Origin of the sequence: Collimonas fungivorans Ter331 (genome assembly GCF_000221045.1) — a bacterium.
Lineage (GTDB): Bacteria > Pseudomonadota > Gammaproteobacteria > Burkholderiales > Burkholderiaceae_D > Collimonas > Collimonas fungivorans_A.
On the sequence record NC_015856.1, the window covers coordinates 635741 to 648231 of the forward strand.

General features: G+C 53.2%; 10 protein-coding genes. 9 read left to right on the forward strand and 1 reads right to left on the reverse strand.

Annotated features, from left to right (window positions below):
* Nucleotides 1–18: 18 nt before the first annotated feature.
* The 4 genes from CFU_RS02750 to CFU_RS02765 all read left to right on the forward strand — a co-directional run bounded on the left by CFU_RS02750 (nt 19) and on the right by CFU_RS02765 (nt 3922).
* Nucleotides 19–1212 (forward strand): acetyl-CoA C-acyltransferase, encoded by a 1194-nt coding sequence (locus CFU_RS02750; RefSeq protein ID WP_014004526.1) that lies wholly within the window; start codon nt 19–21, stop codon nt 1210–1212.
* Nucleotides 1213–1347: 135 nt separating this feature from the next.
* On the forward strand, nt 1348–2112 hold the full coding sequence (locus tag CFU_RS02755) for an enoyl-CoA hydratase (protein WP_014004527.1): 765 nt from the start codon (nt 1348–1350) through the stop codon (nt 2110–2112).
* Between the two features lie 419 nt (nt 2113–2531).
* A complete protein-coding gene (locus CFU_RS02760; RefSeq protein ID WP_041741137.1) occupies nt 2532–3173 on the forward strand; it encodes a hypothetical protein in 642 nt (213 codons plus the stop codon).
* On the forward strand, nt 3173–3922 hold the full coding sequence (locus CFU_RS02765; protein WP_041741138.1) for a hypothetical protein: 750 nt from the start codon (nt 3173–3175) through the stop codon (nt 3920–3922). Before CFU_RS02760 ends, CFU_RS02765 begins: the two co-directional genes overlap by 1 nt.
* 262 nt (nt 3923–4184) lie before the next feature.
* Here the strand turns inward: CFU_RS02765 and CFU_RS02770 are convergent, their stop codons facing one another.
* Nucleotides 4185–4901, reverse strand: a complete 717-nt coding sequence (locus CFU_RS02770; protein ID WP_041741139.1) for a hypothetical protein — start codon at nt 4899–4901, stop codon at nt 4185–4187.
* Between the two features lie 325 nt (nt 4902–5226).
* On the opposite strand from CFU_RS02770, the gene CFU_RS02775 reads away from it, so the two are divergent.
* From CFU_RS02775 to CFU_RS02795, 5 genes are all read left to right on the forward strand, one after another.
* The gene (locus tag CFU_RS02775; protein WP_041741140.1) at nt 5227–5436 is read left to right on the forward strand and encodes a SymE family type I addiction module toxin; all 210 of its coding nucleotides are present in this window, start codon (nt 5227–5229) and stop codon (nt 5434–5436) included.
* A 376-nt stretch (nt 5437–5812) separates the two neighbouring features.
* Nucleotides 5813–8428: a type VI secretion system Vgr family protein gene (locus tag CFU_RS02780; RefSeq protein WP_014004529.1), complete on the forward strand. Its 2616-nt coding sequence runs from the start codon at nt 5813–5815 to the stop codon at nt 8426–8428.
* Nucleotides 8428–10269 carry an esterase/lipase family protein gene (locus CFU_RS02785; RefSeq protein ID WP_014004530.1) on the forward strand — a complete coding sequence of 614 codons (1842 nt, stop codon included), beginning with the start codon at nt 8428–8430 and terminating at the stop codon, nt 10267–10269. Before CFU_RS02780 ends, CFU_RS02785 begins: the two co-directional genes overlap by 1 nt.
* 5 nt (nt 10270–10274) lie before the next feature.
* Nucleotides 10275–11231, forward strand: coding sequence for a T6SS immunity protein Tli4 family protein (locus CFU_RS02790; RefSeq protein ID WP_041741141.1), 957 nt, complete (start codon nt 10275–10277; stop codon nt 11229–11231).
* Between the two features lie 245 nt (nt 11232–11476).
* On the forward strand, nt 11477–12463 hold the full coding sequence (locus CFU_RS02795; protein ID WP_041741142.1) for a T6SS immunity protein Tli4 family protein: 987 nt from the start codon (nt 11477–11479) through the stop codon (nt 12461–12463).
* The last annotated feature ends 28 nt before the right edge of the window (nt 12464–12491 follow it).

Consider the following 12491-nt stretch of genomic DNA (forward strand, 5'->3'; position numbering starts at 1 on the left):
TCAAATCAGGAGCAGGAAATGACTAAACAACTTCAAGATGCGTACATCGTCGCCGCTACCCGCACGCCAATCGGCAAGGCGCCGCGCGGCATGTTCAAGAACACACGCCCGGACGACCTGCTGGTGCGCGTAATGCAATCGGCCCTGGCGCAAGTGCCAGGCCTGGATCCGAAACTGATCGAAGATGCCATCATCGGCTGTTCGTTCCCGGAAGGTGCGCAGGGTCTGAACATGGCGCGCAATGCCATTATCCTGGCCGGTTTGCCGAACACCATCGGCGGTGTCACCGTCAACCGTTATTGCGCTTCCGGCATCACCGCGGTAGCGATGGCGGCTGACCGCATCCGCGTCGGCCAGGCTGACGTGATGTTCGCCGGCGGCGCCGAATCGATGTCGATGGTGCCGATGATGGGTTTCCATCCATCGGTCAACATGGAAGTGTTCAAGGACGAAAACGTTGGCCTGGCCTACGGCATGGGGCTGACCGGCGAAAGAGTGGCGCAGCAATGGAAAATCTCGCGCGAAGCACAGGACGCATTTGCGTTGGAATCGCACCGCCGTGCGCTGGCGGCGCAAGCGGCCGGCGAGTTCAACGATGAAATGACTTCGGTCGAGATCATCGAGCGCTTCCCTAACCTGGCGACCGGCCAGATCGATACCAAGATCCGCACCGTCGATCGCGACGAAGGCGCGCGCGAATCCACCATGGAAGGCCTGGCCAAGCTGAAGGCAGTGTTTGCCGCCAAAGGTACGGTCACCGCCGGCAACTCTTCGCAAACTTCGGACGGCGCCGGTGCGCTGCTGCTGGTCAGCGAAAAAATCCTGAAGCAATTCAACCTGACGCCGCTGGCGCGTTTCGCCTCGTTTGCAGTGCGCGGCGTACCGCCGGAAATCATGGGCATCGGTCCTAAAGAAGCGATCCCGGCAGCGTTGCGCGCCGCCGGCATCACCCAGGACCAGCTGGACTGGATCGAACTGAACGAAGCATTTGCAGCGCAATCGCTGGCAGTCATCCAGGACCTCGGCCTGGATCCGTCCAAGGTCAATCCAATGGGCGGCGCGATCGCCCTCGGCCATCCGCTGGGTGCGACCGGCGCGATCCGTTCTGCCACCGCGATCCACGCCATGCGCCGCCACAACCTGAAGTACGGCATGGTCACCATGTGCGTCGGGGCCGGCATGGGCGCAGCGGGTATTTTCGAGCGCATGTAATCACGCATTTAATCAATTAGTCAGATTGTCATAAGCAATCGTCAAAAACGAAAAAGCCGTACAGCTACCGCCGTGCGGCTTTTTTGTCTCTTTGAATCAAGGCGCTGCACGCTGCAGGCCGAACCGGAGTAGCAGATGGATATATTGACCAGCAAGGAAAACGGCATCCTGACGATCGAATTCAATCGCCTGGAAAAGAAAAACGCAATTACCGCCGCCATGTACCAGACCATGGTCGACGCACTGAAAGATGCGGAGAGCGACAGCGCGGTAAGAGCCATCCTGTTCACCGGCAAGCCGCAGATTTTCAGCGCCGGCAACGACCTCGAAGATTTCATGAAGAACCGGCCGACCGGTTCCGACAGCCCGGTGTTCCAGTTCCTGTGGCAGATCAGCCATGCCAGCAAGCCGCTGGTGGCTGCGGTGGCGGGCGCTGCGGTCGGCATCGGCACCACCCTGCTGATGCATTGCGACCTGGTCTACGCAGCTGACAACGCGCGTTTCTCGATGCCGTTCACGCAGCTTGGCTTGTGCCCGGAAGCGGCTTCCAGCCTGATCCTTCCGCAAATCGCCGGTTACCAGCGCGCAGCCGAAAAGCTGCTGCTGGGCGAAGCCTTCACGGCAGAAGAAGCCGCATCCATGGGCTTGGTCAACAAGGTCTTGCCGGCGGAAGAACTGCTGGCGTTTGCCCAAGCGCAGGCAGCCAAGCTGGTGGCTTTGCCGGCAGCTTCGATCCGCGTTACGAAGCGGTTGATGAAGGGTGGTCAGACTGCTGAGGTGGAGGCGCGGATGGCGCAGGAGATCGAGCATTTTGGCGCGATGCTGGCGGCGCCTGAGGCGGCTGAGGCGTTTACTGCGTTTTTTGAGCGGCGTAAGCCTGATTTCAGCAAATTTTGCTGATTGGTGTTTTCACCGTAAGAATAAAGAGCCCGACTATAAGTCGGGTTTTTTATGGACGCTCAACATGCGTATTTTGCAGGTATATTTTCGCCCCCGAAGTTGTTTTTATTGGGTGAAGAGAGGTATAGAGTCATCGTATATCGGAACACGATGTGGGGTCGACTTCTGTGGCACTGGTCGTGCCGTGGCATAAAGTGCAATTTCTCAAACTTGAGCTGACAAGAAGTGTCAGGTCAAATCTGGAACGCATTCGAGATGCAATTGGCTGGAACCGGCCAGAAGCCGTCGGTCGCGCATCCACCGGTTGAATCCTCAGCTGAATGTAGTTATTCAGTTTTACATGGACACATCGAAACATGAATCTTCACATATATAGCTATGCGTGTCACAATGCTAAGAGTCATTCAAGGAGAGCTTAAATGGGAAAACAGCCGCCGAAGACAGATCAGAACGGAAAAATGAAGGTGCGGATCATCGAATTTGAGCTTGAAGGAAGCGATATCTCACTGCAGGAGAGCCTGAAAAGCATTACGGCGGCACTCTCACGACCTAGCATTGTTACCCCTGTCCGAATTCAAAGAATTGATGCAAACCGTCAGACTGATGTTGCTCAAAATGGAGAAGCTGAGTCTGTCAGTGAGGCAGATGACTCAGATTTCGTGGATGGTCAGGTCAACGAGATTTCTCCAGCACCGGTAAAAACCGCCAAAAGAACAATGAAGCTGCCGACACCATCGCTCCTGCGCGACGTCCGTTTTGACGATGTTCAGCCTACATTCTCAGACTTCATTCTTGAGAAGGACCCGAAGAGTGAGATGCTCAAATACCTTTGCGTCGCATTCTGGCTGAAGTCATATAAAGACATCCAGGAGATAAGTATTGACCACATATACACAGCATATAGGGTAATGAGTTGGGCGCTTCCGGCAAATGCCGTACAACCAATGCGAGAGCTTGCGGCCACTCGTGATGGACGGTTTAGTAAGGGGGTTGAGAAGGGACATTATGTGATCAACCATGTTGGCGAAGGTTTCGTCAATACCAAGATGGCCCGCGTCTAGTGAGCGATCTCGCAGACTTCACCCGACGGATTCCTGCCTTTGATCGGAAAGGGTTTACGGCCAAGATAGAGACCTTTGCTTGGTTCCTCCAAGAAATCTCCGCAAAGCCGAAATTTAGCCCCGCTGACATAGTCAAGTGTTTTGAGCTCTCCCACAGTGCCAAACCGTCCAGCGTCCATACTTTGCTTCGCAACCTATGCGAGAAAAAGCCAGCTAGGTTATTGAAAGACTCGCAGGGGTACCGCTTGACTGCCGCAGTTCGCGAACAGCTTGGGAAAAGCTTAGGCCAGCGAGCTTCGTCTGGCGCCACCACGGCTCTACTTGCCGGCCTGATTCCAAATGTAACCAATACTGCTCAGCGCACATTCCTCAATGAGACACTGATTTGTTTTAACAATAAGGCCTTCCGCTCTGCCATTGTAATGGCTTGGAATCTCATTTTCTCGCATGTGTGTGATCGAATCTTCGAAACTCATGCCGCTGTGTTCAATGAGCAGCGTCAAAAAGTCTATCCAAAGTTACCTGAGCTGACTAAGCGCACTGATTTCGAGGATTACAAAGAGTCACAAGTGATCGAAATTTGTCGAGGTGCCCGTATCCTCGATGCCACGGTATGCAAAACGCTAACCGAAAAACTCGGCCGACGCAATACAGCAGCACACCCATCTTCAAACGTGATAACCGAGGTTTCGGCCGAGGACATGATTGTCGACTTAGTTACCAACGTGCTTTTGAATCCGGCAATATGAACGGGCTGCTTTGATTTTAAATTTTTTCTAAGCCAAAGTATCGCTATACCTTAAAGCAGTCAAAGAGTAATTACTACTTCTGGTCGAAGCCAATTTGACCGAGCAATCTCACCGTCCGTTTACGCTGCATTTCTGTCGTTGGACCCGCGAGTCGTGACAGGCTGATCGGGGTCGTTTCGGGATGGAGATTCACACGACGAATGTCAGTTCAAGTCTGGGCTAAGACACATAGAGAGACGTGAGCGACTACAACATCAGCACCTCATTTTCCCAGAAGTTCCAGAGAGTGATTCCATTCCGCAGTCCACCCATACAAAAAATCATGCGCATGAAAAGCCCTTTTCAGCTGCGCTATCGGCACCCGATACACATCGTTTAATCCCAGCGCCAAGGTGACCGGATTCCACACGATCTTGTTCTTCGCTCTTTTAGCGCTGCCCTTAACCCTCGCACCTTCATCACCGAATATGCCGCCGCCATCGTTAAGAGCCTGCGCCAGATCAATTTTCACCAGGCTGGAAAATGCCATTAGCACCTGATCTTTGTTGATGCCAGTCTGCGATTCCATTGCCGCTTCAATCTTGACTGGTTGAGACTTGGCTTCGGCCTCGCGCTTCAGCTTGCCTGGCATGCGCTCCAGATCCTTTTTCAGAAAACGCAATTCATGCAAAGCTCTGCGAAAGCCCGGCGGCTTGAGTTGCGCCACGATCTTGTAGACGTCCTTGGTGATCGTGATGAGTACATCTTCGCTGCCGGCTGCGAGCCGTCTGGTGTCGCCTTCGAAAAAGATCGGCGCCGCATAACCGCCGTTGGCGTCGCCGAAGAGTTCCGGATAGTCGGCGTCATAGTCCAGCCAGACGTAAGGGATCAAGCCATTTTCTATCAGGCGCGCCAAGGTCCACGGCTCGCCGGTTTGCTGTGCAAGCCAGTGGCAAGCCTGCTCGGTGGTTGCCCGAAAAGGTAGTTCTATGTTCGTCATTTTTCTTTCTTTCACATGCCAGCGTCAATGCCGGCATTGCTTCGCGCGCTTATGGATACGTGCCACGCTCCACCCGCGCTATGCTTTTTCTTAAATATCGGCTAAGCGTGTTTTAAATGCTGCTTATTTTTTTGACGATGCTAATGTATTGAGTGCTGGGTTTGCATCGTTGAACAGGAAAAGATGGTTCCTGAATGATGAGGTGAGCACAGCGCTTGCAACTGACCTGCGCAGCATTGGCGGGCGAGGCAAGAAGCGCGGCACGAGGATGCTACCAACATCAACGCGCCGCTAACCACAAACAACTAAACCGTAGGAGTTGAATATGGCTAAGCGCAATCATACGCGAGACCTTCGCGCGCCCACAACAGATGATCCGGAACAACGGCTCACCGTTTCTTTCTATCAGGACGATAATCCCGAGACACTCTGGATCAAGCTATGTGGGGCCGGCCTCAAACAAGCCGGCTTTGCACCGCAGTCCTCCGTGCGTGTCAGGATCATGCCCGGCTGTCTGCTTATCACCAGCAACTGACGCCGACGCCTGAGCTATCCGCGCAGGCTAAGCCGCTTTCCCGATTCCGTGCATGCAGCGGTAACGGAAAGCGGCTTTTTATCCTCATAGTCCTCCTCAACCGATTGACGATTGCAAAAATAAGCTTTTTCGCATTTTTAGTTCGCCCTCGCAGACCACGACAATCTGCAATCGTCCAGATCTCCAGCGAAGCTGTCTCACAATCCCCGTAAAGTGTGAACTCTTGCAAATTTCGTTACTTTTATGCATTGCACTGTGGAAATTAAAGATGTTGTCGGTTATGATTTGGTTAAATATTTATCAAGTAGAATGCGAAGACATTGCCTTGCTAAAAAGACTATTTTATTGCTGATGAAATAATTTTCAGGGACCACGCATGAGTAGCCTGCTTCAATCCATAGCGGCCTTAATTCAGGGGCGGCAGCATAATCGAATCCTTCGACTGTCATTTCCACATGGCGATGGCCCGCAAGCCCAACTGTTGGTCAATAAGCTGGATGCGGTTGAAAGCCTGTCACGAGATTTTGAGTTCAAAATTGAACTATTGTCAGATGACCCTGCGCTGGCGCTGAAGGATCTGCAAGGCAAGCTATTCTGCGTAGAACTTGTTCGCGCGGACGGGACGCTTCGACATTTCAGTGGTTTTTGTTTTGAGTTCCGTTCAGTCCGTTCCGACGGTGGAATTACTTTCTACCAAGCTAAATTAGGCCCGTGGCTTCAATATTTGCATCTGCGCAAAGACAACTACATTTTTCACGGCAAGACATTACACGAGCAAATAAGCAGCATTTTCGAAGATTACGGTACGTTGCCCGATTGGGACTTCAGGGTCGGCGGAGAAGACGCCGCAATGACAGATGCCTTTCAATATGAAGAAAGTGACCATAACTATCTTCACAGGCGTCTTGAATCCAAAGGCTGGCTGTACTGGTACGAACATACTGCTCAGGGCCATAAACTCATTGTCACGGACGACTCGACGCAGGCGGCGCCAATAGATGGTGGCCCGGAGATTGGTTTTCAACGGCATGGCGGTGCGATTGAAGAAGACGGAATAGCCCAATTTTCGCCTGTGCGCCAGATTGTGGCCGGTTCTGTGTCGCTCTCGGGATTCAATTTCAAAAGCCCCGTACCAATCAACGTGGGCGTGCCGACACTGAACAAGCAAGGCGATGTGCTCGACATAGAATCCTATGAATATACCGGTGCATATGGCGTTAAGAACACTCAAGACGCCGACAAGCTGTCTCGATTGCGCATGGAAGAGATCGAAGCCAGTGGCAAGCATTTTGAAGCGGCCGGCAACAATCGCTTCGTCGTTCCTGGACGCTGGTTCCGCTTGACCAATCATTTTTCCTTCAATTCTTTTGGCAGCCATGACGAGGCCAGCAAAAGTGAATTCCTCATTCTCTCCGTACATCACAAGGCATCCAATAATTATCTGCAAGACGCTACCGAGAAGGCTGAATACGACAATACGTTGACATGCATTCGGAAGATTATTCCATGGCGACCAGGTCGCAACTTCAATAGCGTCGACACCAAAATCATTTCCCCGCAAACCGTCACGGTGGTCGGCCCTTCAGGCCAGGGCAGTATTTTTACCGACGAATATGGTCGTATTCGTGTGCAGTTTCATTGGGACCGCATTGGCAATAACGATGAAAAAAGTTCGGCCTGGGTTCGCGTCGCCAGTTCTTGGGCTGGCGGCGAGCTTGGTGCAAAGATGATTCCACGGGTTGGGTCGGAAGTTATTTCGCAGTGGCTCGATGGCAATCCTGACCGTCCTATCATTACTGGTAGCGTCTACAACCAGCGCAATATGCCGCCGTGGAAATTGGCGACCCAGCAATCGCTCATGGGTTTTCGCAGTCGTGAGTTAACTCCCGACGGAGGCAACCAGCCTGGCGGCCGCAGTAACCACCTGATCCTGGATGACTCCAACGGAAAAATCCAGGCCCAAATCAAGAGCGATCACCAACATAGCCAGCTGAGTTTGGGGCATATCACGCGCATCGAAGACAATGCGGGCCGTAAAGACGCGCGCGGCGAGGGCTGGGAACTGCGTACCGATGGTCATGGCGTGGCGCGCTCAGCACAAGGCATGCTGATCACGACCGAAGGCCGTAGCAATGCCGCATCGCACATGAAGGATATGGGTGAGACGGTGCAGAGGCTCACTTCGGCGCGTGATCAGCACGAAACGCTGGCCGATATGGCGCAGCAGGCCGGGGCTCAGGAAAAGCAGGGGCAGCAAGCCGATATTGCGAAAGTCCTTAAGACTCAGAACGATGCCATCAAGGGCGGCGGTGCTGGCAGCGACGGCACTTTCCCTGAACTGTCCGAACCGCATCTGGTGCTGGCTAGCCCTGCTGGCATTGAGAGCACCACTGCCCAATCGACCCATATCTCTAGCGACCAGCATACCGCCATCACTACTGGCAAGAGCCTGTCCATTGCCACTGGCGACAGCCTGTTTGCCAGCATTGCCAATACCTTCCGTCTGATGGTCCAAAAATCTGGCATGAAGATGGTCGCTGCAGCAGGGGATATCGATCTGAATGCGCTGAAGGACAGCATCAATGTTTTGGCAAAACTCAATATTACCCAAACCGCCAATCGCATCACGATCACGGCCAAGGAAGAAATCGTGATCAATGGCGGCGGTAGCTACGTCAAATTCAATGCGGGTGGAATCGAACACGGCACGAATGGCATTTTTGTCGCTCATGCCGCCACGCATAGCCTTCCTGGGCCCAAGAATCGTTCAGTTGACCTGCAAAATTCTGCGACCCCTGCGCCATTCGACAGGGAAGTGGTCTTTCACCACATAGACGACCAGAACAGTACTGCTGCCAAACAAATGTTCAAACTCGATCGGGACGGCGCTGGCGCGACTGGGCCTGTCACGGGATCGGACGGCAGTACTCAAATGCAACGCTCCGATGGCCCCGAATTCTACAAAGTCCGCTGGCTTGGGAGGGCCAAATAATGACGGTTCAAGGTGATGACCAAGATATCTGGCTCGATTTCACCCTAGGGGTAAACCAGTCTGCCGAGGTTGGTGTTCAAACCACCCCGACTAGCGATAAACGCAGGATTAGAGTACGCGTGCCTCCGGGCAAATTGATCCCGATCGTATTCTTTCCTGGCATCATGGGCAGCAATTTGCGTCTGTCCAAAAAACGCCAGGCAGAGATACAGCGCCAGGATAATCGTTCCTGGCGGCCGGATGACAAGGGCGATGCTTTGAAGCGACGCAATGCGTCAGCAGCGGAGCGTCAAATGCGCCTGGACCCCGACGAAGTCGAAGTAGATCACTATGAAATCTCCTACGATAAAGACAAAGATCGTTTCGAGTCTACTGGCAATGCAACACAAACTTCAGATAGCCGCCATGACAATGTGCCGGACAATCTCGCGGATGTGAGTAAGTTGTTGATGAGCGATCCCAAGCTTGAAAAGGATCATCCGCTTACCACAGGACACGAGCAGCACTTTAGCGCTGCGCAAAAGGCGCGTGCTCGCGGGTGGAGCGAAGTCATGTTTGGTTCTTACGGCAAAATCCTTATGCTGATGGAAAAGCAGCTCAACGACATGCTTAAGGCTGATGGCGCTAACGTAGAAGTGTCGGCTTCTTGGGCGAGCAAAGGTAACGCGCAAGCTTTGGTTGGACGCGCACCCGCCAGTTTTGGTAACTCAGATGCTCCGGCCCTGGCTGAGGCTGATATTAAAAAAATTGGCAACTGCTGGTATCCGGTACACGCCTTTGGGTACAATTGGCTTAAGAGTAATGGTGACGAAGCCAAAGATATCGGCCCGCGCATCCAAAAGCTTATTGACACTTACAACCAGAATGGATTCGATTGTCCCGGTGTCATTCTTGTCACCCACAGCATGGGCGGGTTATTGGGCCGAGCTTTGATACACCCCGATTATGGCAATCTGAAAGACAAGGTGCTGGGCGTGGTTCACGGCGTGATGCCGACAACGGGTGCCGCTGCGGCTTACAAGCGCTTGCGTGCGGGCTTTGAAGGCAGCAACAAAACATGGTGGCACTTCCTCGATAGAATCCAGGGCGGCATCGTCAAAGGTGTGCTGGGCGATAACGGGGAAGAGGTAACGGCAGTATTGGCCAACGCGCCGGGTGGATTAGAACTGTTGCCTAACAAGGTGTATGGCAGCGGTTGGCTCAAAGTACAAGACAGGCAAGGCAATGATTTAATGCCCGCTTTACCCAAAGAAGACCCTGCGACAGAGATTTATATGCAGGAGCCGCAGAAGTGGTGGCGGCTCATCAATCCGGAATGGATTGATCCGGCAAAGATGGGTGAAAGAGGCCTGAAAGGGACAGAGCAGGTCGGGCAAGAAGCAACAACGAGGCGCATCATCAATGCAATGGGGTTTTCTCATGCGATCCAGGATACCTTCCACGATGAAACCTATGCCCACTTCGGCGAAGATCCCGCGCAACTGGCCTGGAACGATATTGTCTGGAAGGTGACCGATGGCAATGCCAGTGCGGCAGGCGATCCGTTGTCCTGGACTCTTCTGGAGGGCCACAAAGGCGACAATGCTCAAGGCACCATCCGCGTGTTGAGCGCGAACGGCATTCCGTTGACCCTGGAGCTTCAGCCTTCAAACTCGGCTGCGGACGGTACTGTCCCCGTTGAGCGCAGTGCTGACAAGGTGCGTGCCAAGGTCAAATTCAGGCAGACCGGCTACGACCACCAGGGCAGCTACGACAACGAGGGGGCTCAGGCCGCCACGCTGTATGGGGTAGTAAAGATCGCTAATGCTTACAAATCCGACTGGTGGGACAAGAAAGACTGAATGCCATGAACCAACGAATCGAACAACTCTTTACCCGCTCCAAGCTACTTTGCTTTGGACGTTATGTGCTTGAAGTGCCGCAGGATGCGACGCTGATTTGGGGGACGGATGATTTTGAAACGTTTCCCAATCGCGCCAAGGACCTGAAGCAGATCGTGGAGGCAAAGCGGGACGAGATACTTGCAAAGGACAAGACTGCGACGATCAATTTCTCAGGCGAAGGCCCAGCTCCTAACGTAATGTGGATTCGATACTATGCAGATGCAGCTGCTAAGCAAGTAGGACTAGAAGGCTTTCGGATTTATCATGTTGTTGGCCCGCACATTTTTCGTTGGCAGACGGCGACCGCCAAGAGCGTCAACAGCACCGTCGAGACCATTACTCAGAAAACGATTTTTCTGGCCTCCAATCTGCGTCCGAGGACACCATCCGATGTGCCTAAAGAGCCCGGCCTGTGCCTTGAGTACGGTTTCTTGCGCGATGCGCCCTACGACAAACAGGAATACTTTGCGACCGGCTTGCTGCTGCCGACCCTGCCCGATGTGACCTTCAGTGTCGAAAGCAACAAGAACGCGAGCACTCAGGGCAGTAATGGCCACAGCCTGCTCAAACAAATCAATGATAGGCGTAGCGAGTTGGGTGGAAGTTATCCCAAAATCGTCACTTTGCGCGAAGGCAAACGCACCGTGCATGGTTGGGCCGGCGAGGAATCGCTGGTGCGTCGTGCTGATGGCACCCATGATTTTGAATGGAAGTTTATCGGCGAAACAGGTAATGTGGCCAAGCCTGCCATGCTGGACGTAACGATGTACAGCAAGGTCAAGGCCAACCGCGTTGGAGCCGCATCTGCCGCTTCCGTTGACGACGACGAAGCGGTAGCCTTGTGGGACAAGCTGTTGAACGGCTTGAAGTTCCGAGTCGCGGTACCCGGAGCACCGAGCGACGCGGTGGCGCTCTCATGAATGTGGTGACGACTATGGTGCCAATATCTCGTCGCCGTGCGCTTGGTATTCTGATCGCTGCATTGGCTGTGCCTTTGACACCCGCTTGGGCTTTCGAGCCTACCGAGCCTGTCAACCGCCTGTGGAAGCCTATCGATCCGTTCAAGGTGAACGTAAATTAACTATTAATTTGTCCTCATTGGACTCCTGCACGCTAGCTTGGAAAGAACTACGTTGTCGAGAATGGCTACCCACAATGCGACGTGATGGGGAAAGAAGAATTGATCACAGAATCGATGATGAATCAACGAATCGAAAAACTGTTTTCCAAATCTAAACTATTGTGTTTTGGGCGATATGTATTGCTGGCACCTCAAGACGCCAAGCTGATATTTGGCTCGGATTTCCCGACGCTACCGAACAGAGCCAAGGATATCAAGCAGATTATGGAAGCTAGGCGGGCAGAGATATTGGCGAAGGACAAGACCGCAAAGATTAACTACTTTGGCCCAGGCCCGGCATCCAATGTGATGTGGATTCGGTACTACGAGGACGAATTTTCTCCGAAGTATGGTTTAGAGAGTTTTGATACCTACTATATAGTTGGTCCGCATATATTTGTCGGAGGCGGGGCTACTGCTAAGAGCCAGAATTCAACTGTTGAATCCATCACGGCGAAAACCATTGAGGTTGCTCAAAACCTTCGTCCTCGTGCCCCCGACGAAGTTCCCACGGAACCTGGCTTGTGCCACGAATTCGGCTTCACTCGCCTAGCAAGTGACAAGGGCCAAGTGCTATCTCAAGTTGGACTCTACCTCCCGGAGTTACCAGACATCACCTTCAGTGTGGAGAGCAACCAAAATGCCAGCACTCAAGGCAGTAATGGCCACAGCCTGCTCAAACAAATCAATGATAGACGCAAGGAGCTGGGCGAAAATTACCCTAAGCTCACTACTTTGCGTGAAGGAAAACGTATCGTCCACGGTTGGGCTGGTGAGGAATCGCTGGTGCGTCGTGCAGACGGTACTCATGATTTTGAATGGAAATTCATCGGCGAAACAGGCAACGTGGCCAAGCCCGCCATGCTGGACGTCACGATGTACAGCAAGGTCAAGGCGAACCGCATTGGTGCGGCATCTGCCGCTTCCGTCGACGACGAAGAAGCCCTGGCCCTATGGGACAAGCTGCTGGAAGGTTTGAAGTTCCGAGTCGCAGTGCCTGGCGCACCGAGCGACGCAGTGGCGCTTCCATGAATGCGGTGACGACGATGGTCCCAATATC

Coding starts and splice junctions, on each gene's coding strand:
- CFU_RS02795 (WP_041741142.1), top strand. CDS start 11,477: ATGGGGAAAGAAGAATTGATCACAGAATCGATGATGAATCAACGAATC.
- CFU_RS02750 (WP_014004526.1), top strand. CDS start 19: ATGACTAAACAACTTCAAGATGCGTACATCGTCGCCGCTACCCGCACG.
- CFU_RS02770 (WP_041741139.1), bottom strand. CDS start 4,901: ATGACGAACATAGAACTACCTTTTCGGGCAACCACCGAGCAGGCTTGC.
- CFU_RS02755 (WP_014004527.1), top strand. CDS start 1,348: ATGGATATATTGACCAGCAAGGAAAACGGCATCCTGACGATCGAATTC.
- CFU_RS02780 (WP_014004529.1), top strand. CDS start 5,813: ATGAGTAGCCTGCTTCAATCCATAGCGGCCTTAATTCAGGGGCGGCAG.
- CFU_RS02785 (WP_014004530.1), top strand. CDS start 8,428: ATGACGGTTCAAGGTGATGACCAAGATATCTGGCTCGATTTCACCCTA.
- CFU_RS02790 (WP_041741141.1), top strand. CDS start 10,275: ATGAACCAACGAATCGAACAACTCTTTACCCGCTCCAAGCTACTTTGC.
- CFU_RS02775 (WP_041741140.1), top strand. CDS start 5,227: ATGGCTAAGCGCAATCATACGCGAGACCTTCGCGCGCCCACAACAGAT.
- CFU_RS02760 (WP_041741137.1), top strand. CDS start 2,532: ATGGGAAAACAGCCGCCGAAGACAGATCAGAACGGAAAAATGAAGGTG.